Genomic DNA, 25,391 nt, shown 5'->3' on the forward strand with positions numbered 1-25,391 from the left:
TATATTCCTAAATTAAATTTAAAAGTTAAAAAAAGTACTTTTATGCACTAAATTCCTATTTTTTTCTCATATTCAGCTAGCGAACCTTGAAAAAACACAGCTGAATCTTGCTTAATATCCAAAATCGCATTTGCAACTTCCCTTATTAAGGCAAGGTTGTAAGTTGTAAAAATTGCTCCTGAATCATAAATTTTTAAACCTTCAATGAAAGAATCAATTGATTCAGAATCAAGATGATTAAGCGGTTGGTCAAAAATTAAAAAATTTGATTCACTTAACATCATTTTTGAAAACATTAGTCGAACTTTTTCTCCACCAGATGTAACATTGACTTTTTTAAAAACTTGGTCACCGCTAAAAAACATTCTTCCTAAAAAAGCACGCATTCTATGGGTTGAATTGTCTTTATTTTCATCTTGTGTGTTAAAAATTGGTCACTGTGAAATTCAGGAAATTAAATCTAAATCTGAATTAAAAAAATCATCTGTGTTTGCTGGCAAATAATCAAATTTTATTGTTGAACCTCAGGTAATTGTCCCAGAAGTTGGTGGTTCTTTTCCGGCAATAATGTCAAGTAATTTAGTTTTTATCAAATCATCATCAACAAAAACTACCATTTTTTGGCCTGGCAAAAGTGTAAAAGACACATTTTTAAATAAAAATTCGCCAGTTTCAGGATTTTTATAACTTAAATTTTCAACATTTAATATTTGTTTTCCAGGTTTTGGAAAAACATTAAAACGAATGTAAGGGTATTTTCGCGATGAAGGTTTAATTTCCTCGAGCTGAATTTTCTCAAGGGATTTTTTTCGTGAAGTTGCCTGGGCAGATTTAGAAGCATTTGCAGAAAATTTTGCTATAAATGCCTCTAATTTTGCAATTTGCTCTTCTTTTTTTGCATTAGCATTTTTTTGAAGTTCTTTTAATAACTCAGAAGACTGTTTTCAAAAACTATAATTTCCAGTAAAAATTTTAACTTCACCATAATCAATATCAACAGTATGAGTGCAAACTTGATCCAAAAAATCGCTATCGTGGCTAACAACTAGAACAATATTTTTATAATTAATCAAAAATTCTTCAAGTCATTTAATAGCTTTAAAATCTAAGTGGTTAGTTGGCTCATCCATTATCAAAATATCAGGATTTCCAAAAAGCGCTTTTGCTAAAAGTACTTTGACTTTATAGGAAGATTTTAATTCTGACATTTTTGAGTATCAAAATTCCTTAGGAATTTCAAGTGCAGAAAGTAAAATTTGAGCATCATTTTCAGCACTTCAACCACCTAAGAGTCCAAATTGTTCTTCAAGTTCTCCAGCGCGGTTATAATCAGCCTCAGTTGCATCCGGGTTTGCGTAAATTTGATCTTTTTCTTGTTGAATTTGGTATAATTTTTGGTTTCCCATTATTACAACGTCAGTAACAATAAAATCGTCAAATTCATAGTGATTTTGTGATAAAACCGAAATTCTTTGATTTTGTGATGTTTGAATTGATCCTGATGAAGGTTCGATAAAGCCAGCTAAAATTTTTAAAAAAGTTGATTTTCCGGCTCCATTTGCGCCGATAATTCCATAAGTATTTCCTTCTGTAAATTTTAAATTTACATTTTGAAATAAAACTTTATCAGCAAAAATTTTTGATAAATCCTTAATTTCAATCATTTTGAGTCTCTTTAAATTATAATTTAATAAAATATCTAAAAATTATATTACAATTCTTATTAAATTAAAGTAAAAAGCTAATAAAAATAACTTCTAAAATTTAATATTAGACCTCTAATTTTCAATAAAGATTGAAAAAGCTAAAAAAAATGATTAAAAAGCGAGGTTTTGGTGGTAATAAAAAAACATATTTATAAATTTTTCAATGGGTTAGCAATTTTGCCAATCTTTTTGATTTCCTGTTCTCAAACAAAAACAGAAACAAATATTTCTTCTATTCCATCAGTGATTATTCCAATTCCAGAAAACAAGGATGAATTCCAAAAACGTGAACCGCGTTCATTTGATCTTTATGTTTCGGAAGTAAATGCTATTAGGTTGAAATGATTTTTAAATAAACCTAGCTTAATTAATCTTTTGCCCGAGGAAAAAAGCAAAATTTACTCTTCTAATGTTGTAAAAAGTTTTGTTTTTGACAATAAAAATCGAATTTTAGCTTTTCAGGACAACTTTGACTCATCTGAGGAAACTAATCCAAATTTTTTGCAAAATATTTTTCAAAAAACATCCGCAGTTTATTCGGGTAAAAGAATAAATGACGAAAATACCAACCTATTAAATGATTCTGATCAAGATAATTTTGAAAAACATAAAATAATTTCAAAAATTTTTACGCAAAATTGGCGCTATATTGAAACTAAGTTATTAAAACCAAATATTATTCAAAAAGACAATAAGAATTATCTTTTAATTAATGCCTATAAATTTATTTTTTCATCCCCTCTTAGCAGTTCAAATCTTCAAACTAATGAAAAAACTGGCGCAAAATCTGATAAAAAATGACAATTAAGCGCCCCAAACACAAAACCAACCCCTATTTTAAGGCTTCACTGGCATAATCAAAGTTTAGAAAATCCATTCAGAATTAAGCTTAATTCAAAAGATAATTTAAATTCTGAGTATGATTTACAGCTAATTAATAATATTGACCAACCTGAATCTGTTGCTGATTATAGTTTTAATTTTTCTGATGCAAATCCAAAAATACCCGAAAGTCCGCTCCAAATTTCACACGTAGACCCTATTTTTCGAGTTGTTATTCAAAGTTTTGCTATTCCATATCAAGGCAGTGTTGCTGATTTTGAAAGTGATAATTTTAAATTTGATTATGAATTTAACTAATCAAAAAGCTTTTGCAAATACGAAAATTAGGTTTTTTACATAAGACAATCATTTTTGTAAAAAAAAAAAAAAATATTTTGATTAATTTTTTACTTTTTGTGTTAAAATGTTAATTGTATTTTATGTAATAAGGAAATTAATATGCAATTCACTTTAAATATCTTTAATATGTGACAGTTTAGATCAGTGATTTTTTCTAAAAAAATCAGTTTTTTTGCATATTCTTTTTTCAATGTTTTTTATAAATCCATTAATTCATACAAAAATAAAAATATTTTTAAAAATATTAAAAACTCGCCCATTTCAAATTTAATTTTGTAAAATTTTAAAAATTATATTAAATTTAATTTGAAAACGGGCCAAAAACCCGTTTTTTTATTTAAAAAATATTTAAAACTAAATAATGAGGAAAAAAATGACGCTAAAAAATGATGGTGAACATCGCAGAGATCTGTTAAAAATAGGTGCAAGTCCTTCAATCCAAGGCATAAGCACAAAAAATATTGATTATAATTATATTTATACTATTCCGCCAACAAAGAAAAAGAAAAATCCACTATTCAAACATTTGGGTTTTGACTCGTTTTTTTTCCGCTTTTCGAAAAAAATTGTAAAAATTTTTTTCGAATTTGTAATAGTGGCTTGAATTGTTGCAACGTTAGTTTTTCTTTTGATTGACTCAATTCCAGGTGAGCCAGGTTTTCTTGATGGCCTAAATGAGGCTCAAAAAACAGCGGAAAAACAACTTTATGGACTCGATTTGCCCCAAGCGCAACGATATTTCAACTACCTTTGAAATTTTATCAATTTTGATTTTGGAATTTCATACAGTCTTAGACCTCGTGTAGAAATTAGTGATTTTATTTGGCAAAGGTTTTTTACATCCTTTTCAATAGGTATTGTTTCAGTTATTTTAACACTTTTAGTTGGAGTTCCGCTTGGGATTGCTGTTGGAAAAAATCCAGGAAAGTTTCTTGACAATTTAGCCACAGTCTGAATAGCGATTTTTTCTTCAATTCCTTCGCTAGTTTTTGCAATTTTTCTTTTAATTTTTGGTCAAAAAGCCGGAATTCCTTATATTTTTGATATACAGGATTTTTCAACTTTTGTCCTACCTGCAATCGCCCTTTCAATTGGATCTGTAATTAGTTATGTGCGATACATTCGATTTGAACTTAATAATGAGTTAAATTCTATGCATGCCAAATTTGCATATTTAAAAAATTTAACAAGAAATCGTTTTGTCTGAACTCACGCACTTAAGGCATCTCTTTTTCCAATTGCAACCTTTTTCCCTTTAGTTGTTTTAGGTTCTTTCATTGGATCAATTTTTGTTGAAAAAATCTTTTTAATTACAGGATCTGGTGGGATCATGATTGATGCAATTCAGTCAAAAGATAATAATATTATTCTTTTCTTAGTAATTATTTACTCACTTTTGACAATAATTTCTTATACATTACGTGATATTAGTTACGAATTGCTTGATCCGCGAATTAGAAGGAGGGCAAAATAATGAATCAATTTCCGTCAATTGAAAAATATATTGACCAAAACTTAAAACCTAATCCATTTTTGCAACCCTTTTCATACCAAATGTGAAAATTAATGGTGGCCCAGTCAAAAAGTTTTGATCGTAATTATTTTGGCAAACCCCGTAATAATTTTTATGAGGTTTTTCTCAGATTTTCCCGTTCCTTTTCAGGTGTTTTTGGAATTGTTACTATTATTTTCATGTTAATTTTAGCGATTATTATTCCTTTTACAACCGGATCGCCGACTGAACTTCGACCTAATATGAAAAATTTAAACTATTTTACACAAGGATTTATTTTAGGTACTGATTCTCAAGGTCGTGATGTTTGGGCATTTTTATGACACGGATTGCAGTTTTCGTTAATTTTAAGTTTCATTGTTGCGCTTTTTGATGTTGCTCTTGGTACTCTTTTTGGAACACTAATGGGTAATTTTGACCTTTTTGATAAAATTTTTACCTTTATTATTAAAATAATTTCAAATATACCAACAATTTTAGTAATTATTTTGATGACATTAGTTTTACGCCCGAGCTTTTGAGTTTTAGTTTTATCATTTTCACTTACTGGCTGAATCGGTCTTGCAAATCAAGTTCGTGCCCAAATAAAAAGAGCTAGAAACTTTACATGAGTAATTGCCTCACGTGTTTTAGGGACTCCTTCTTACAAAATTCTCCTTAATTTTGTGCCAGTAATTATTCCACTTTTAATTACAAATATTGTTTTTGTAATTCCAGGTACTATTCTTGGTGAAACTGGTCTTGCTTTTATTGGTCTTTCATTACCAAACGTTCCAACTTTAGGAAATGCAATTAATTCAGGAATTCCAATTGTAACCTTGTATCCTCGCTATGTTTTAATTCCTTCATTCTTTTTAATTTTGTTAACTTCGTCAATTCAAATGATCGGAAATTCAGTTCAAGACGCTCTAAGGAGGCAAAGATAAATGATTTCTTATTTTTTGGCCAAATTTTCTGATTGCAAAAATGCCGAGAATCCAACATTGTGTTATAAATTAGCAAAAAATTTAGAAAAGTTTAAAAAAGACTTAGAACTTTTAGAACAAAAAAAATTGGATAAAAAACAATATCAAGAAAAATTCCTTGAACTTAAAGAAGAATTTTTGGCTTATGAAGTTAACATAAAAAAATATTATAAATCAAAAAAATCCTATAAAATCCAAGCTATTTTAAATAGAATTCAACAATATTGACACACAAGTTTTAACCGTTCCCATTTTGATTTTGAAGCTTTTTCTAAAAATGTTCTCTACAAACAAATTGGCGATAAAAAGTACAAAATTGTTGCCCAAATTAAAAATTTAAATTTATCCTTTGTTAATCCAGCTAATCCTTCAGTTCGAAATATTGTAATTCGTAATGCTTCAATTGATTTTTATGAAGGTAAAATTCATGCAATAATTGGCGAGTCTGGTTCAGGAAAATCGGTAATTACTTCTTGTCTTTATGGACTTGTTGGCGAAAATGCTGTTGTTGAATCAGGAGAGATAAGATTATTTAACAATCCAGTTCATAATTTTGACTTTCGTGCTTGAGAACTTTCAAATTACCGAGGCAAAATAATTTCTGCTGTTTTCCAAAATCCAATGTCAACTTTGAATCCAACCAAAAAAATTGGCAAACAAATAATGGAAGGAATGCTGTTAAATAAAATTGTCAAAAATAAAAAAGAAGCCTATGAAAAAGCACTTTTATACTTAAAAATGACAAAAATTGTTAATCCTGAAATGGTTATGAAATTATATCCTCATGAACTTTCAGGTGGAATGATTCAACGAATTGTCATTTCAGCAATTCTTTCGCTTGAGCCTAAAATTATTGTTATGGACGAGCCGACCACAGCACTTGATACAACAGTTCAGGCTTTAGTTCTTGATATTATCCGTGATTTGCAAAAAAGACTAAAAATTACGATCATTTTTATAACCCATGACTTAGGAGTGGTCGCTTCACTTGCAAATTACATTACAATTATGTATGCTGGTCAAGTGGTTGAAGAAGGAACAAGAGACGAAATTCTTTTAAATCCAAGACATCCTTATACTTGAGGGCTAATAACTTCAATGCCTGACGTAAATAAAGGCGATCGTTTACAGTCAATTCGTGGGGTAGTTCCTTCTTCATTAAATTCAATTGTCGGTGATGCATTTGCGGTTAGAAATGATTATGCTTTAGAACAAGATTTTTTTGTTGAACCAAAATTTTATAAAATAAGTCCAACTCACCGTATAAAATCAGCACTTCTTGACCCAAAAGCACCAAAAGTTATGCCACCAAAAATTATTTACCAAAAATGACTCCAATTTCAAAAAATGAGGCAAAATAATGAGCAATAATTCTAAATTTTATCTTGAAAAAAACACTTATTTTTTTGGTAAGATTGTCCGCCAAACTTGGCGTCAGCTGACTCCTGGTGTTAAAAAAATGCTTGAATCTAGCGACAAAAAACCAATTGTTAGCTTTGAAAATGTCGATATTACCTATGGAACTGGTAATCGAAAAAACAAAGTTATTCATGACATAAGCTTCAATATTTATGAAGGTGAAGTTCTTTCCTTTGTTGGCGAGTCTGGTTCAGGAAAGTCAACAACTGGTTCAGCGCTCGCAGGTTTGGTTCCTCGAAGTTTTGGTAAAATCACTATTAACAATTTAGAGTTACCAAAAAATACTCGTAAAATCCGCGCTAAAATTCTTGATGAACTAGTTTCAAATGTGCAAATGATTTTTCAAGATCCACTTTCTTCACTTAATCCTTATAAAAATATTTATGATGTAGTCACCGAAGGAATAGTCAACCTAGAACAGCGAAAAAAAGGTTCAATAAAGCAACTATTTTCACAACATTATTACCAAAACACCTTTGAAAATCTAGTAAAAATTCTTAAAAGCCAAAAAATTCCGCAAAATTTAATCAATCAAATTAGCGATCAATTTTACAAAAACACAACCCAAATTTCAGTCGCAGATTTATTTGCTAATTTAATAAATTACCTGAAAAAAATTAGCTCAATTCACCCAAATATTGTTGACTTTATCCAAAAAAAGTCTCTATTTTTAAAGAACTTTTTGGAAAAACCGACAAAAGATGTAACCTATAAATACGTTACAGATATGCTCGCCTCAATTGGTCTTGACAGTTCGGTTTTATCTAGATTCCCATTAGAATTTTCAGGAGGGCAACAACAAAGAATTGGAATTTGCCGGGCTTTATTACTTAGACCTAAAATTCTTGTTGCTGATGAGCCAATTTCGGCACTTGATGTTTCAATTCAAGCCCAAATAATCAACATTTTTAAAGATTTAAAGGAAAAATACAACTTAACAATATTTTTCATTTCCCATGATCTTCGAATGGTCGAATACATTTCAGACCGAATTGCTGTTGTTTATCGAGGTCGGATTTTAGAAATCGGCCCAACAAAAGAAATAACCCAAAAATTTTTACACCCTTATACAAAATCATTGATTGAATCAATCCCAACAATTGAATCAAAAGGAGAATCACTTGCTGGATTTATTTATGATCCAAAAATGCATAACTATTCAGAATCAAACCAACCTGAGTGGATTGATTTAGGAAACAACCATTATATTTTAGCCACTTTTTCTGAAGTAAAACGTTGGAAATTAGGAGACTATAATTATGAAAAAAACTAGTATTTTAATCAGTTATTTGCTCGCTGGCGGCGGACTTGCGGCAACGGCCGGCGGAATTATCGGCGGAATTAAACTTTATGCAAACAATAACGAACTTGGAGTTTACAATCTTGATGTTGCCTCAGACAATATTAATGAAATTAAACAAGATGAGTTAGTTTATGCTAATTTTTTGAATGCCCAAGGTGAAAAAATTGCTACTTTTGCACCTTTAGAAGACAATAAAGACGGCAAATACGGTATTTTTTTAAATTCAAATATTAAATCTGAAAAAAGAATTTTTTCAGAATCAGAATTTGCAGATTGATTTGCCCAAACATATAACCGTCAAACTCCAATTTTTGAACTCCAATTAGGAGTTATGAAATTTGTTAATGAGTATTGGGATGCTATTTCACCTTCAGAGTTTTTTGAATATGCAAAATGATTCAATAAAAATGTTTCCTGAGGCCCTGATGCTTTAACATTACAACATTTTGCACTAAAAAAAGGGGTAACACGGTCAGGTAATAACTTATTATTAGGTCAACACTCTGCTGTTAGAAAAGAAGAAGCAAAAATAGAATTTTATCCTGATTCATTTTTTGGTTCATTTCCAATTTATTCAGAAATAGCTGGAAAAGGTAATGGACTTGATAATTTAACTTACAAAATTTTTCATGATGCAATTTCAAAAGAATCGCTTGATGAATATTTTAGAACAATTCCACAACAACAAGTTTTAGCAAATTATGACAAATCCAAAGTTATTGCTGGAATTCCAGCCACTGATCTTGTTAAAAATGAGACAATTTATCTTTATGATTTAGTTAAAATTTTAAAAAATTCATTCGCTGAAGATCAAGAAATTTTAGCTAAATTAGAAAAAATTAAAGAGCCAGAGAATTTTTTGGTTTTTAATAATGCAGGCCAAACAATTGAGGATGTACAGAAAAAATTTGAACTCGCAATTCTCATGTTTGCGCATGAAAAGGAAATTCAGTTACCTAAAAATTATAGCTTCAAATTTCCCGAAGATTTTAAAAAAACTTATAAAATACGTGATATTTTAAATACAATTAGGTCTGATTTGAAAAATGATGACAATAATGTACCGCGCGGAGTTCTTTCTTTAGACCTTGAAGGTCTTGAGCCTGATCCAATCTCTGAAGACCAAAAAACTCCTGCTAATGGTAAAAGAACAACTGATTTTATACTAACCCAAAATGTAAATCCTGATATTTCAACACTTATTGCTGCTGAGTTAGCTACAAAAATTTCCGAAAAAGTTAATGAAATTGTTAAAAACGGATTTTATGACCTATATAATATAAATCACCCAGTTGGGAAAACAATTGGTATTTATCAAAAAAGCCCTGAAAATAGGCTATTCTTTCCACTTGGATCTGGTACTGAAAGTCCTTCAATTGAGGCGCAAAACGAATTTTTGGCTGAATTTGATGCTAGTTTGTGATCATCATACCAAATTAAGTCAGTCAAAAAATTATCAAATCATGAATTAGAAGTTGAACTAACAGATCCAAAAGACCCTGAAGGTTCAACAAAAACAATCAAATTTAATCTAGACCCATCAAGCCCAAATTATGCTCAAAGTCTTGAAGAATTTGATAGTTTTAAAATTGCTGTTGACTGAAAAAACCGGGCAATTCCAAAGGTTATTCAGGAAATAGAAACTCTAAAAGACGGACAAACAGTAAAAGTTTATCAACTTTATGGTGAAATTTTTGATGGACTAATTGATAAAGTTTTAAAACATAAATCAACAAATGGCGAAAATCTTGTTGGTACTTATGTTGATTCTGAAGTTGACCCAAACACAGGACTAAAAAAATATACCACAAAACATGGCGAATTTATTGGTTATTCACATTCATCAAGAATTCCTTATATTGCACTTTTAAAAGCATCTTCACCATTTTTTAAAACAACTGGAATTAACTATTTAAAATATGTTGGCGCTCATGAATATGGACACCATCAAACTCTAAATTATGCCCAAGACAATTCTGATCCAGATTTAAACGTTGTTTTGAATGCTCTTTCGACAAATACCGGAATAAGTTTACAGTCTTTCTATAATTTTGATGTTCTTCAACAATATCTTAATGCAAGATCTTCTGGCCTAAGTTTGCGAAAAGCAACTCCAAGTTTGAACCCCGAAGATAAAGGAATTTATCCAAATTTTAGCTTTGACAGCGAAAATAACTTTGAGGATGAATCTGAAATTTTTGGCGCCAAAGAAAATCAAGATCTTGATAAGTTAATTTCTAAAAAATCTCGTAGATTCCTACAAACTATTGATGGGCTTAAAACTGCTGCAGATATTCGAAAACTAAAATTATATGATCTTTTTCTTCTAAACTCAATTGATCCAGATTCAGGGACAATAAATCCTGGAATTTCAGGTGCTTCTAAATTCTTCCGAAATAGAAATTCAACTTCGCAAGAATTTACTGAAGATGAATCAAATCAAGAGGCTAAAAACCAAAATGGATTTATAAATTCTAACGATATTCAAGGCATTTTTGCTAATTCATTAACTGATGGAGCTGGAAATAAAATCCAATTTGACGCACAAGGTAAAATCCATGTCGCTGATTTTGAGCCAAGTTCTGACCGAAGAACTTTTAAAAATTTAAAAGTTCACTTATTTTACGAAAATGGTAAGCCAGTAATTGATCCTTTAACTTTCAAAAATCCTGAAAGTCTCGGTGAATTACAGGCAAAAATCCGTGAAATTCAGAATAATTTTGAGGCTAACATAGTTAAAAACTTTCGCGATAATGGGTGAGATTCAAGTGCTCAATCATTTACTAGATTTTCACCTTCAAGTCCAGCTTTTGAAAAAACACTTGATTCAATTTTGCACAACCCCGTTGAAAATCAAGCATTTTTTGGCACAATTATCGGTGAAAACCCTCAAAATTTAAAAGCCAGTGTTGAAATTCCAGATTCAGTTTTTGACTTGTCAAAATTTTTGGTAGAAATTCAACTTTTGCCTAACATTCCCGATAGTGTGGCGAATTTAGCAAGGGAATTATTAGATAAAGAAAGAACTGCCGGCTTTAAATTCCTTGATTTTTTCAAATTATTCAAGGGAGTTCAACCTGATTCCTCTAATAATGAAATTTCCCAAGCTTTTGAACAATTCAGAACAACACTTAATTTACAAAACCAACTTCAACCGATTCTTAACTCAATGCTTAACGTTTCTAGCAAAAAAGATTCAGATTTACATGCAAATTTAAGCAACATTTCGAGTTTTAAAGACTCACTTTTTTCAAAAATACCCCAAATAGTCTCACTTCTTGAAAGGCTATACACTATTTATTTCCAAACCTTAGTTGAGGCATTTTCAAAAAACGGTACAAGTTCTGGTTCGGCAGCAGGAGCAGGAATTTTAACTAGACTCTTTACTTTAAGACTTAATTCTGAACTATATAAAAATTTAGATAAAATTATAAAATTCACCGACCAAAGTGGGCAAAGTATTTCTCCTATACAGTTGTTTGTAACATTAGAAAATTTTAATGATTTACCACAAACACAACAAAATAATCTTAGTATTTTAACTAATGGTCCGATTTTTGCTAGTTCATATTTTGGAAAAATCATTTCAGTAAATGGAAATCAATACTATCAAAATCCAAAATATGACTTTTATACCGGTGTTCAAACTCAAACTAAAATTGATAATGTTCTTGATCAAAGCGAATTTGACCATACAAAACAATTATCAGAACGTTGGACTTCACCTCTTGGAAATCTTTTAAAATTTTCACAAGTGACTGCTCAAAAGCCACTTTTTGGAATTGCTGAAGATTTTAAATTTAATGTTTCAGGTACAACAATTGATAAATCCAAAATTTACCTCGATGCATGAGATAAAACTGTTTTTGGTTTTGATTATGAAAATAACTATTTTGCATATCAAAACGAAAATAAGCAAACAGAATTTACATCAATTTCAGATTTTATAGAATTTATTTCAATTGATCCATTTGCGCTTAGAATTTCAAAAATTAACGGTGAATTTGTTAGAAATTGAGATTTTGACTATGTTAATTCCAAGTTTGACCTTTATAAATATAGTTTTGATAATTTGTCCAAAAATTTCAAATTAAAACAAAATCAGACTCAAACCCCCGCGCCTAAATGAACTAAAAGCGAAAAATTTGACTCAAAAATTGAACAATTAATTTCAATTTTTGATATTTCTCAAGAAGAATTACAACAAAATTTGCAAAAATTTGCTAACGATTTAATGGAAGCCTTTGAGCAATCAACTCTAAACTTGTTAATCAAAAATACAAAAATAGATAACAAAAATATTGATCACCTATTTTTATCATCTGTTGGTTTTATGGGATTTAAAAATTTTGCCCGAAAAACACGAGCAACTTTACCGTCAACAAAATTTGGGAAACTAACAAATTTTGATAGAATTGAAATTAGAGGGGTTGATTTTGCAGGTTTTGATGAAACAAATTCTTTGGTTTTAGATGAAGAATCTTTCGTTGACTCAGATTTAAATAACTCTGAAAACTCAGAAGTATTTAGATGAATCAAAGGCTTTTTGGAACAAAAAAATATTGAAGCTACCAACCTTGATTTGTTTAAATTGCAATATTTAGTAGGGACAAAAACCGTTGTTGACTACACAATTGATGGCTTATTCCAACGATTCCAACGAATGAATACAGATCTTGAACTGTCATGACTTCGGTCAAAAAATTCAGCTAGATTTGAGACAAAACCTGACGATTTTTTCAGTAATTATGTCTATAATTTTCCCGAATCTTTAACAAGAGACTATGTTCAAATTCATTATTCTCCAAGTGACGAAACGCTTGATAATATTATGCCAGGTTATAAAAATATCTCTGAATCTAATACTGGAAATGAGTATTTTGTTGACGCAATTTATACGAGAAAATGGATTAAAAATTTCATTCCCGCTTTTGACATCGCCCAGGCATACTCTCAAACTTTAATTAGTCCATTTACTAACTATTTTTTGACTAACTATGTAACTTCAAAAAATTCTGAAAATTTAAATACTTTATACCAAAACCTAACACAAAGTTTCAAAAAAGCACAAGAAAAACAACTTTATGATCAAGTTCTTGAGTTTAGTCAGCAAGAAAAGGCCGAAATTGAAAAAATCCAAAGTGAAGAACTACCTGAAAAATTCATTGATAAAACCTTAAAAAACATCGAAAATCAAGGAAGAATTCAGGAAGTTAATGCCAAAATTAAAAGCCAAAAAGATGATATTTTTGCTCAAACTTCAATTGAATTATCTCGAGTACTTTCAGCTTACAAAGGTGAACTTGGCGATTCACAAACATTTAGTAGAGCAAATATTCAACCGGTTGTTGGAAATCTTCGTTGAAGAAATGGCTATATAAATCAAAATGTTTCTACAAATAATGGATTTTTTAAAGATCGCTTCCAAAGAAAAGTGCTAAATTGAGAATTGTATGATGACAATTTGGAACCTGTTGAGGATAATACAATTCGAATGACTAACCTAAAAGGTGAAAAAGTAACAAACAGACCAGAAGCCTTTTGGTATTATTCTCTCAAAACTCAAGGTGTTGGCCAAAGATCGCTTTCAGGAATTTGGCGTGATTCTAAACAAGATAAAGTTGCCTTTTGAGGTTTTCTAAAAAATGAAGATGCCCAAAAAGCTAAATATTTAACTCTTGAAGATGAACAAACAGCCCAAAAATTCTATATCAAATTAGTGAGTGATTCTACAAATAACATTTTTTATCTAAAAAAACAAGCTGATTTATCAACAAAATGGACGCTAAAAGACGAAGGATATAGCTCTTGAATTTCATCTTGGTCAATTATTGGTGAGTTCAAAAATGCACTTCTTAGACCAGGAATTGACGGTCTAAAAAGATTTAGAATTTACTTTTCAGATGAAAACAGGCAAGAAATTAAAGACTTATTTACATTAGGAAATTCAAAATATCTTGCTGAAAACGGTAAAAACTTCAATTTAGCCCCAACATATATTGAACAAAAATCAAATCAATCATTCCTTGTAATCAGACCTCAATTTAAATAGGAGCTAATATGAATAAATTTAAAAAGTTACTGATTTTAAACACTTTTGTTGCAATACCCACATTTACTTTGCTCTCATGTGCTTCTGCTCTTGAAAGAAATCGGGAGGAATTTGACTTTGGAGTTTCAACAACAACAATTAACACTCTAAATTATGTAAAGAATAATTCTTCACACCAAATTCTCAATTCTTTAGTTGAATCTTTTGTAAAACCAGGTCCATCTGCTTCAAATTCATACGGAGCAAAGCTAAATTTGCCTTCAATTACCTTTGAACTTTATAGCACAAATCTTCAAAGTGCATCTGCAGATCAAATTCTTCAAACTCCAGCAAGCATTAGTGCTGATGGTTCTTCTTATCCAATTAGCGATTTTTCTTTGGCACTTGGGTCAATAGCTCCTTCAAGTGGTGGCTCAAAATCTTTTATTGGAATTCAAAACGCTTCTCAATCAATCGTTTCGACCTCAATTTTTTTGAATAAAGGTGCTTCAAAATGGTCAAATAATCAACCTGTTATTGCCCAAAATTTTATTGACTACATTTTATATGTACTAAATATTAATGTCGCTTCACCTAATTTAGTTAAAGTTCTTTCAACAAATATTAAAAATGCCCAGCGAATGATCTCGCTACAACAAGATTATGTCTCAAAATTTGCTAATCCTTATCTAAATCCCTTTGGTCAAAAAAGGTACATAAAAGACGAAAAAACTGGTAAAGTTAGTCTTGATTTTGACCAAAAAGTTTTTGAATCACAAAACCCAGGCGATGAAGAATATGTTGCTCAATTCAGAGAAGAGGCGCGAAACTTTGGAATGTACACAGGTCAAATTTTTGAACAAATGACCAATAAAGAAGCTGTTGAATTAGTTCAAGCTAACTTGTCTTTAAATCCCGATTTTAGTGCTAATTCAACTGAAATTAATGTTGTCGAAAATGGGCAAAGATCTGTAATTAAATTAACCAAAAACCCATTTTTAGACCCTTCACAAATTTTTGATGGTCCTAATTTAACTCCAAGATATGATTTTTTGCCTGGGGATGAATATGGACTTAGAATTCAATTTGAAGACTCAGCGGCAAAAAAATTCATTAACTTGTACAGACAGATCGTTTATCCTGATATATTTTTCCCGATAAACCGTGAATTTGTTGAGATTCATGCTGGTGGAATTAATAATTTTGGTACCGATTTATCTAAATTTTTAACTAACGGACCTTTTGATATTTCTGAACTTAATTTAGGTTCTCAAGGTTCAATGATTCTAACAAAAAAACAAAGTTATTATTCATCAGATAAAACTGTTCCTAATAAAATTAAAGTCTTTTTTGCCGAACAACCTGAACTTTTATCTTCACTTTTCCTTGATGGTTATATTGCAAAAACTAAAATTCCTTCAACATTTCAGTCCAAATTCTGATCAGAAGAAAAAACAAGAAAATACATGGAAAAACAAACTGGATATGGGACAATCGGAATTCAAGTTAATTTGGACAATGTCAAAAAAGGAAAATCTTACCTTCAAGATTCAGATCTTCGAAAAGTTATTTTTTATGGAATAAATCGGATTGATTTACTTAATTTATACGGTCTTGACCACTCTTTTCCACAGACAACTTGAACTAATTTTGACAGTATTTTAACAGCTCGAGGATATCCCTTAGAGACCTTTTTAGAAAACAGAAATTACCGTTCAGAACTTTTAGACTCAAACGGAAAACAAATTGAATTTCCAGTTTTAGCCCAAAATTATGGCTCACATTTAGCAAAAGGAGTTTGATTTGAATCTGTGCCACGAGTTGATACTTCTTATAGTCCGCAAGCTGCAAATTTTTTCCTTGAAAGATTCAAAAAAAATAATCCGACCGTTAGAAAAGTTAAATTGAGTTTCATTTATAAAGATGATGCCGAAGAAAAAGTTGCTATCGGTCTGCAGGATATTTTAGCCCGAAATACGAATAATTTTATCGAAATTGACCCTATTAGACTTCCTGATGGAATTTACCAACAAAGACTTTCAACTGGTGACTTTGATTTAACAATGAAAAACTTTGACTTTTTCAATATCGGTGGTTCTCAACCTCATTCATATATAAAAGCGTTTTTCAACACAGATGAAATTTCACCTAGTGATAATAAATTCTCAGGACTTGAATCAAATCCAGCCTCTTCAATGACTTATTGAAAAATGTGAAATGAAATTTCACCTGAGCAAAGGGCTGAAATTGCTAAAAGACTCGAAATTTCTGACATTTTTTTAAAGAAATTTGAAGAATTAATTACCCGAAAATTGAAAGTTGACGCCCAAGGAAACACTGTTTTTAAACAAGTCTACCTTGATGTAGATCAAAAAATTCCTGCCACTGATTATAATAATAAACCAATTTTAGTTCCAGAATTCTCTGAGTCATTAGATGAATATAACAACAGAATTGATTCATTCTTTAATGCAATTTTTACTCCTCAGGAAAGACGTGAAGGTTGAACTCAGAATAGAGTTTTTGAATTTGTGTTGGTTTTTGAAAAAATAATTCGTGAATTTTCGCCAATTATTCCAATTATGGAGGTTGATACTTTTTGAACTATCAACCGAATTAGGGCCGGATCAGGTAATTCATTCCAGTTTGCTTTTGACGTTGAGAATATTAAGGTCAATTTTGTAACTCCTGAAGATGGTAAGGATTAAAATTTGCAATTTTTAATCTAATTTAATTTTCAAATAAGTTAAAAAATAAATAAAATACCAGTAATTTCTGGTATAGTATTTATTATTTAAAAAATGTGGTAGATACCTGAGTCTGACAGTTTGATGACAAAAATTCACTTTTTAGTGAAATTAAATATGCAAAAATACCCGTAAATACGGTTTTTTTGACTTAAAATCTTAATTTTTATTATTTTGAAATTAACCCTTTGTAAAAAAAAAAAAAAAATGCTTGGTCAAAAATAAAATTCTGTTATAATTGAGGCACTAAGAATGAATTAATAAATTTGATATTGAATTAAGGGGGAATTAGTTATGTTTTTTGTCTAAAAAATCAGACAGTGCGAATTTTCCATTATGTTATTAAATATGATGGGATGCCTTAAATTTGACCGTTTAGAAATCTATAAATTTAAGGCTTTTTTTATTGTTCTTTCAAAACTTCATATATTTTTTTAGGCTCAATGTAAATAAAAACGAGTTTTCTATTTGCATTGAGTTTAAATAGTAGTTGAATTTTTCTTTCATGAGTGTTAGATTTAAAATTTAGTGTTTTTGCCTTGATAGTTATTTTTCCTGAGTTTGCTAAAAAAGTTAAAAAAGCTTCCAAAACCGGAAAGTTTTTTAAGATTATCTCATCAAACTGGAAACTCGGGATTTTAGTCTAATTTTTATAGAAGTTAAAAAAATAAATAAAATACCAGTATTTTCTGGTATAATATTTAATATTTGAAAAATGGGGTAAATAAAATGTCGGTATCAATTAATGAAATTTTTATACATCCTGAGTTGTATGATCAGAAGAAAATTACAGTTCAAGGTTGAATTACAAATATTCGCGGTAATCTAAAAATAATGTTCGTCGAACTAAATGATGGTTCGTCATTTAAAAATTTACAATGTGTTCTTAAGAGTGATAATATTGACTTTACAAAAGTAGAAAATTTAGCAATTGGTGAAGCTATTGAAATTAGTGGCGTTTTTTCAAGCACTCCTGAACGCCAACAAAATGGTGAGGTTTTAGTTGAGGATTTAGAGGCCAAAGGCCGCAATTATAACAATAATTTTCCGATTCAAAATCAAGAAATTTCCTTGGAAGTTTTAAGACAAATTCCACATTTTCGTCACCGAACTCGACTTTTTCGTGCGATAATGAGATTAAGATCTTCACTTTTTTATGAAATTCATAAATTTTTTCGTCGTCAAGGATTTGTTAATTTTTCAGCACCAATTTTAACCTCAAACGATGGTGAAGGTGCTGGTGAAACTTTTATTGTTGACGATGAGCAAAAAGACTTTTTTAACAAAAAAACAACTTTAGGCGTTACAGGTCAACTTCATGCTGAAGCCTATGCTCTTGGTTTTAAAAAAGTCTACACTTTTGCCCCTACATTTCGCGCTGAGCGATCAAATACTAGAAAACATGCTGCCGAATTTTGGATGATTGAACCTGAAGTGGCATTTTTTGATCTTGAACAAATTATTGAATTAGCGACAAAATTGCTTCAAAAAGTAATAAAATCTGTAATAATTCGCAACAAAGATGAATTTGCATTTCTAGAAAAAGTTGGTGATAAAAACCTTCGCCGACGTTTAATTCAATTTTGTGATTCTCAAGTAGCACAAGTAACTTACGAACAGGCAATTAAATTACTTTCTGATCACAAAGATCAATTCGAGGAAAAAAACTTGTTTTTTGGTGCTGATTTAAAAACTGAGCATGAACGGTTTTTATGTGAACAAATTTTTCGCGCCCCTGTTGTTGTAATTAATTATCCAAAATCTCTAAAAGCATTTTACATGCACCAGAACGATGATGGCCAAACTGTAGCAGCTTTTGATCTTTTAGTTCCAGGAATTGGCGAGTTAATAGGCGGTTCCCAACGTGAAGTTCGTTATGAAAAACTACACGAAAGAATTAACGAATTGAACATGAAAGTTGAGGATTTTCAATGATACCTTGATTTGCGTAAATTTGGTAACCCGGGCTCAAGTGGTTTTGGCCTTGGTTTTGAAAGATTGCTAATGTTTGTTACTGGAATTGATAACATTCGCGATGTAATACCTTTCCCAAGAACAAATAAAAATATTTTAATGTAAGAGGATAAAATTGAAAATTGATTTTGTAAAAGCAGGTTTTTGAAGACGTTTATTTGCAGGATTAATTGATTTTGTATTTCTTTTTCTTACTTTTTTAGTATTTTTTTACCTATTTTTAGTATTAACCGAATGGTCAAAAATAAAATTTTATCTTTGAATTCTAAGTGTTTTTTTATTTGTAATTTTTTATCGCATTTTTTTAATTATTTTTTTAAAGCAAACAATTGGACTTTTTTTAACAAAAACTAAAGTTGTTTTTTTCGATGAAAACCTTAATTTTTTAAAAAAATTCTGAATTTTACTAAAAAGGGAAGCATTTTTAAGTCTTAATTGAATATTTTCGCTTTTATTTTCCTCAATTATTTTAGATCTGAGTTTCGGAATTGATCTTAACTTTTTCCAAACTTTTAAAAATTCAAGCCAAAATTTAACTTTTTTTCAACAAGTTAGCTTAAGTTTTCCCGCTTTATTTTCAAAAATTAACTTTTTCTTCTTAATTGTAAACAACCTCTCAATTTTAGGTTCAAAAAAATTAACAATTATTGATTCTTTTTCTAAAACAACTATTTGCTTGAAACAAACGCCTATAAAAGCGGATTATTTAAGATCAATTCATGCAAATTTTAGTCCAATTCATTGGGAGGTTAATTAATCATGTCATCACAAAATATTCTTTCACAGCTAAATGACAAACAAAAAATCGCTGTTATTAGCAATAGTTCGCATCTGAGAATTGTTGCAGGTGCTGGAACAGGAAAAACAACTGTTCTAACAAAAAAAATTGCCTATATTATTAATGAATCATTGGCATATCCCAATCGGATTTTGGCTCTAACTTTTACAAATAAAGCTGCCGAAGAAATGCGAACACGTGTAGAAAAACTTGTTCACGAAAAGGCAAAAGATATCCAAATCTTAACTTTTCACTCGCTTTGCAATTTGATTTTGCGAACTGAAGCAAAAAATATCGTTGAAATTGATGAAATTCAAATAAATGACTATCGTTTTAATATAATTGATGAGCAAGATCAGCGTAAAATTATAGAAAAACTTTTAGGCGCAAATCTTAAAACATCTGAAGAAAAAGATGATAAAAAAATTACCGCATTTCAAGCGATTGAATTTATTTCAAGAGCCAAAAATTTAGAGCAATCCCCAAGCCAAGCACTCAAGCAAGCAAATACTGAAGTTGAATTAATTAAGGCCAATGTTTATAAAAATTATATTGAAAAAACAAAGGAAAATAACATAATTGATTTTGACGATTTATTACTTTATACCAAAATAGCATTTGAAAAAAATCCACAAATTGCCCAGCGTTGACAGAAAAAATTTGACTTTGTGCTTGTTGATGAATTTCAAGACACCTCGTTAATTCAGTACTCTATTTTAAAGTTTTTTATTAAGGATAATACAAAATTATTTGTTGTTGGCGACCCTGATCAGACTATTTATTCTTGAAGAGGTGCTGATGCATCGCTTATTCTTAATTTAGAAAATGACTATCCTGATTTACAAACAGTAATTCTTGACAAAAATTACCGCTCAACACAAAATATTCTTGATGCGGCTAACCATTTAATTTCAAATAATAAAAACCGAATAAAAAAGAATTTAGTAGCTCACTCAACTGAAAAGATTGATATTCATTTTGAAGATCTTGGTAATGAAAGAGGCGCTGAAGTTGACTGAATTTATGAGACTATCCAAAATTTAATTACAAAAAACAAAGTAAATTATCGAGACATTGCAATTTTAGCGCGCTCAAATTTCTATTTTCGACAAATTATTGACAAACTTGATGCCCACAATATCCCTTATATAAAACACGGAAATTCTCCTCTTGCTGCAAAAAAAGAAGTTCGTGAAGCTATTTATTTTTTAAAAGTCATTGAAAATTCTGACCCTTATGCTTTTGAACAAATTATTAATGTGCCGGCCAAAAAAATTGGCGCTATCACAATTAGTAAATTAAATGATTTAGCAGCTAAATTTGAACTTAATTTGTACGATTTTTTATTTAAATACTATTCAGGAAAAATCAATTTAAAAGAAGAACATGGTAAAATTCCGTTAACTATTGAAAATCAAGCCAAAATTAAAAATCTTTTTGAAAGAATAACCGCCGCAAGACGATTCAAATCTGAAATTGAAGAAAAAAATCCGACAGTTTTTAAACTTTTTTCGCAAGTTCTTGACTCTTTTTTGAAAAAAATTAACTACTTTAGTTCAATCAAAGATCCTAAACAAGAATCTGACACAAAAGAACTTTTGGAAAAATACTATGAATCACTTGATAATTGGCAAATCCAAAATCCTAACAAAAAATTAGCCGATTACCTTGATTTTGCAGTTATTTCTCATTTTGAACAAACCGAAACCCCAAATCGAATTAATTTATTAACAGTTCATTCTTCAAAAGGGCTTGAATTTGAGTATGTTTTTTTAGTTGGTATGAATCAAGGAGTTTTCCCTTCACAAAAAGTTATTGACCAAAATCTTGAGAGTGAATACGAAGAAGAAAGAAGGCTAGCATTTGTCGCAGTAACTAGGGCAAAAAAAGTTTTATATATAACAAACGGATTTCGTGGTACTTTTTATAATGATCATGGTCGTCGTTGAAAATCTAGTCAAAATTCAATTTCTCCATTTATTAAAGAGATGAAAATTAAGGCTGAACAATTTTATCAGTTTCGTAAACTTGATGCAACTGGAAAGCTTAATTACCAAAAAACTGATTCAGAAAATGTCGAGTTTATGCCTGGAAATCATATAGCTCACCTAAAATTTGGTAAAGGAATCATTTTGGAAGTGCGCGCTGACTCAATTTTGGTCAAATTTTTCGATATTCCTGGTGATAAAGGGATAAAAACACTTGTTAAAACTCATAAGTCCATTGAAAAAATTTCGTAAAAATGTCTCCACAAATTCAAACTTATTTAATAGTTGCGCTAATTTTGCTAATTAGTATTTTTTTTGTTTGCTTTTTGATTATAGTTTTACTTTTTGCCAATAATAAAAAAACAAAAATTCTCCCTTTAATTCCTTTCACTTATGATTCTGATTTAAAAAGAATCCGTGTTAGCGATGTTTTTTCACTTCCTAGTTTGAAATATATTGTTGAAAACAACAATTTACTAACAGGGCTTTGGGTGAGTCAATCTGATTTTATTTCGCTCCTTGAAGAACCATATCAAAAATTATTCCTTTCACGAATTGATAATTGAAAAAAAGGTTCAATTACAATCAAATTTCAAAAAAGATTTCTTTTTAACAATAATTTTAAAGTTTTTTTTCAGGATAAATCAAAAAATGGTTTTGTTTTAGCCCAAATACAAAAATCAATTTTTGATATCGCTAAATACCAAAAAACCTTTAAAAATCGACTAGTTGACAAACTAATTCTTGATTTCGCCAACCCAAGTTTTCTGGTAAGCTTTAGTTTTCCTTTTGAAATAACGGACGATTTTGCTAAAAATTTTTATATTTCTTACAACAAAATTCTACCCTTTTTTGTTAAAATTTCTAATTTTTCCATTTTTCACTTTGAAAATATTTTGATTATGCAAATATGTGCAAAATCACCTAAAATGCTGGAAAAAATTAGAAATTCATACAAAAATTTTGCAAAAGCCCATAATTTAGGTAATTTTTTGTCTTGAGTGATTATAAATTTAGACACTCAAATAAATTATGACTGAAAAATAGAAATAAAAAAATTTTTTAACCTAATAACAGCAAAAAAAACCTCATTTCTCGAAGTAAATTCAAGTAGTCAACAGTTTAAGTCAATTATTGACAGCAAAACACAAGCTCAACAAATATTTAATATACAAAATCATTTTCTTGCGCATATTTATCAATTTGACAATAAAAACCCTGTTTATAGCGTCTTTGATTTAGACTTTCATAGCAACCAAAAAATCGATGAATTATTAAAATTTTTAACCCAAAACCCTTTATATGATCATTCGCAAAATATTTACAAAATTAATTATATAATCGCACAAAAAATGCGTAATTATGCAATTGATTTTCAAAAATTAACATTTTTAATTGAAACAGAAATTAATATACCAGAAACAAATATTAGTCATATTCCTAATATTTGCTATCAAAAAATAGTTGATTCTAAGCTTTTTTATTATCTAGCAATTAATAAACCGCCTTTTTTATTTATTAAGAATCTTAATGATTTTACCGATTTTAGTGATGGAAATGACATAGTTGTTTCATCGCTTGGCGAATATGCCCGTCGTGAAAAAGTAAAAGTTGTTTTTAAAAAGCAAGATATAACCAAATTTAACTTTGGGAATAAGAATTTTCCTCTCTATTATTGGTAAAAATAATAAAATTTGCTTCTTTTTCCTAATTTTTTCCTTTTTTTGGCCAAAAATAGTTAAAAAATTAATTTAGGTTGCAACAAATTACTATAAGGGAGCAAAAATGCAAATTTATCAATATGGAAAAATTGTCTCAAAAAATAAAAATTATTTAATTATTGAAAATCAAGGGAGTGGATATTTACTGTATGTTCCGCGGATTGACCGTTTTAATACCGATGAAAATAGAAAAATTTATCTTTACGAATATGAAAATGATTATTCAAAAATAACTTACGGATTTGCAAGCTTCCGTGAAAGAATTTTATTTGAAGATTTAATTTCAATTCAAGGAGTTGGTCCAAAAACTGCTATTTCTATCCTTAACAGCGGTTTGCAAAACGCAATTAATTTAATAGCCGCAAATGATTGAAAAGGTCTTGCAAAAATTCCTTATCTTTCCGAAAAAAATGCTAAGCAAATTGTTTTTGAATTTCATGGAAAATACAAAAAATTTCTTGAGAATGACAAAAAACAAAATCAGGAAAATATTCTTGAAACTGATTCTAAAGAAGTTGATAAAACCGATGATTTGAATGATGAAATTCTCCAAAATAATTCAGTCGAAGAAAAAACATCATCCGAACTTGAAGAAACTTTAAAAATGCTTGGTTTTAAACCTAACCAAATTAATTATGCACTCACAAAAGTTGAGCCTAATGAAAATTTCGAGAACTTAATAGAACAAGCTATCAAGATTATTTCAAATGCCAGAGAATTTAGAAGTTAGACCAACAAATTTTGATAATTTTATTGGCCAACACAAATTGGTTGAAACACTGAAAATTTTAATTTCATCTTCTCAAAAACGCAAACAAGCTTTAGACCATATTTTATTTTATGGGCCTCCTGGAACCGGCAAAACCACACTAGCAAATATTGTAGCCAACGTTCTTGAATCCAAAATTAAGTATGTACAAGGACCATTACTCGAAAAAAAGGCCGATGTTCTTGCTATTTTAGCAAATATTTCTCAAGACACAATTCTTTTTATTGATGAAATTCACGGAATTAATAAAAATATTGAAGAGCTTTTATATTCAGCGATGGAGGAGTTTGTTATTGATTTACAAATTGGGGTTGACGGTGAACAAAAAATTATGCGAATGAAATTGCCGCATTTTACACTGATTGCCGCATCAACAAAACTAGCACAAATTTCAACACCTTTGCAAAATCGATTTGGCTATATTGCCAAAATTGTCAACTATACAACTGATGAAATGGTTCAAATTATTTCAAATTCTGCAGCGATTTTGAAACTGGAAATCAACAAGGAAATTATTAAATACATTGCTAGTTTTTCAAATAACACGCCTCGAATTGCTAATAATTTATTAAAAAGAATTCGTGATTTTGCGCTTGTTTTGAATAAAAAGAAAATTGACCGCGAAATTGTTAACAAAACTTTTGACAGCATTGGTATTTATAACCAAGGCCTCTCTCAAATAAACATTGAATATTTAAATACTCTATTCAAAATTTTTAAAGGAAAATCTGTCGCACTCGATGTTCTCGCTAATGTTTTAAAGGAACATCGTCAAACAATTATTAATATAATCGAGCCGCCACTAATTGAAAAAGAATTAATTGAAAAAACTCCTAGAGGTCGCCGAATAACTTCAAAAGGTAAGCAATATTTAACTGATTTAACTACTAAAGATGAAAAAAACACCTAAAAAAGAGTAACCTTTTTAGGTGTTTTTGTTTCAATTTGTGCTATTTTATCCCTATTTTCCTGAGTTTCCTAGTTTGATGGCAAAAATTCACTTTTTATTGAATACAAATATGCAAAAATAGCGGTAAATCCTTTTTTTACCTAAAATCTTAATTTTTGTTATTTTAAAATTAACCTTTTGCAAAAAAAAAAAAAAAAATGCTTGGTCTAAAATAAAATTATGTTATAATAAACCACACTTAAGAATAATTAATAAATTTTGATATTGAATTAAGGAGGAATTAGTTATGTTTTTTGTCGTATTAAAATAAGATAATGAAAATTATCCATTATATTTTTAAATATGATGGAATGCCTTAAATTTAACCGTTTAGAAATCTAGAAAT

The 25,391-nt window shown here is 29.6% G+C and carries 14 protein-coding genes; 13 read left to right on the forward strand and 1 reads right to left on the reverse strand.

Annotated elements, in window-relative coordinates; translation table 4 throughout:
- Positions 1 to 47: 47 nt before the first annotated feature.
- Complete coding sequence (locus MOSC01_RS0101470) at positions 48 to 1,664, reverse strand: ABC-F family ATP-binding cassette domain-containing protein (RefSeq protein WP_010321050.1); 1,617 nt, start codon at positions 1,662 to 1,664, stop codon at positions 48 to 50.
- Between the two features lie 231 nt (positions 1,665 to 1,895).
- On the opposite strand from MOSC01_RS0101470, the gene MOSC01_RS0101475 reads away from it, so the two are divergent.
- From MOSC01_RS0101475 to ruvB, 13 genes are all read left to right on the forward strand, one after another.
- Entirely contained in the window at positions 1,896 to 2,846 is a 951-nt protein-coding gene (locus tag MOSC01_RS0101475; protein WP_237700253.1) for a hypothetical protein, read from the forward strand.
- Between the two features lie 415 nt (positions 2,847 to 3,261).
- Positions 3,262 to 4,362, forward strand: a complete 1,101-nt coding sequence (locus tag MOSC01_RS0101485) for an ABC transporter permease (RefSeq protein ID WP_010321052.1) — start codon at positions 3,262 to 3,264, stop codon at positions 4,360 to 4,362.
- A complete protein-coding gene (locus MOSC01_RS0101490) occupies positions 4,362 to 5,327 on the forward strand; it encodes an ABC transporter permease (protein ID WP_010321053.1) in 966 nt (321 codons plus the stop codon). Before MOSC01_RS0101485 ends, MOSC01_RS0101490 begins: the two co-directional genes overlap by 1 nt.
- On the forward strand, positions 5,328 to 6,737 hold the full coding sequence (locus MOSC01_RS0101495) for an ABC transporter ATP-binding protein (RefSeq protein WP_010321054.1): 1,410 nt from the start codon (positions 5,328 to 5,330) through the stop codon (positions 6,735 to 6,737).
- Positions 6,727 to 8,058, forward strand: a complete 1,332-nt coding sequence (locus MOSC01_RS0101500; RefSeq protein ID WP_010321055.1) for an ABC transporter ATP-binding protein — start codon at positions 6,727 to 6,729, stop codon at positions 8,056 to 8,058. The genes MOSC01_RS0101495 and MOSC01_RS0101500 overlap by 11 nt, the downstream gene beginning before the upstream one ends.
- The gene (locus tag MOSC01_RS0101505; RefSeq protein WP_010321056.1) at positions 8,045 to 14,140 is read left to right on the forward strand and encodes a PDxFFG protein; all 6,096 of its coding nucleotides are present in this window, start codon (positions 8,045 to 8,047) and stop codon (positions 14,138 to 14,140) included. The genes MOSC01_RS0101500 and MOSC01_RS0101505 overlap by 14 nt, the downstream gene beginning before the upstream one ends.
- An 8-nt stretch (positions 14,141 to 14,148) precedes the next feature.
- Positions 14,149 to 16,827: an ABC transporter substrate-binding protein gene (locus MOSC01_RS0101510; protein ID WP_010321057.1), complete on the forward strand. Its 2,679-nt coding sequence runs from the start codon at positions 14,149 to 14,151 to the stop codon at positions 16,825 to 16,827.
- A gap of 768 nt (positions 16,828 to 17,595) precedes the next feature.
- Entirely contained in the window at positions 17,596 to 18,945 is a 1,350-nt protein-coding gene (asnS, locus tag MOSC01_RS0101520) for an asparagine--tRNA ligase (RefSeq protein WP_010321059.1), read from the forward strand.
- Positions 18,946 to 18,955: 10 nt separating this feature from the next.
- Positions 18,956 to 19,597, forward strand: coding sequence for an RDD family protein (locus MOSC01_RS0101525; RefSeq protein WP_010321060.1), 642 nt, complete (start codon positions 18,956 to 18,958; stop codon positions 19,595 to 19,597).
- Between the two features lie 2 nt (positions 19,598 to 19,599).
- Entirely contained in the window at positions 19,600 to 21,858 is a 2,259-nt protein-coding gene (locus tag MOSC01_RS0101530) for an ATP-dependent helicase (protein ID WP_010321061.1), read from the forward strand.
- A 2-nt stretch (positions 21,859 to 21,860) separates the two neighbouring features.
- On the forward strand, positions 21,861 to 23,288 hold the full coding sequence (locus MOSC01_RS0101535) for a hypothetical protein (RefSeq protein ID WP_010321062.1): 1,428 nt from the start codon (positions 21,861 to 21,863) through the stop codon (positions 23,286 to 23,288).
- Positions 23,289 to 23,391: 103 nt separating this feature from the next.
- Positions 23,392 to 24,057, forward strand: coding sequence for a Holliday junction branch migration protein RuvA (gene ruvA, locus MOSC01_RS0101540; RefSeq protein WP_010321063.1), 666 nt, complete (start codon positions 23,392 to 23,394; stop codon positions 24,055 to 24,057).
- Positions 24,035 to 25,006 (forward strand): Holliday junction branch migration DNA helicase RuvB, encoded by a 972-nt coding sequence (gene ruvB, locus MOSC01_RS0101545; protein ID WP_010321064.1) that lies wholly within the window; start codon positions 24,035 to 24,037, stop codon positions 25,004 to 25,006. The genes ruvA and ruvB overlap by 23 nt, the downstream gene beginning before the upstream one ends.
- The last annotated feature ends 385 nt before the right edge of the window (positions 25,007 to 25,391 follow it).

The sequence above is a fragment of the Mesomycoplasma ovipneumoniae SC01 genome (assembly GCF_000218525.1).
Taxonomy (GTDB): Bacteria; Bacillota_I; Bacilli_A; order Mycoplasmatales; family Metamycoplasmataceae; genus Mesomycoplasma; species Mesomycoplasma ovipneumoniae_A.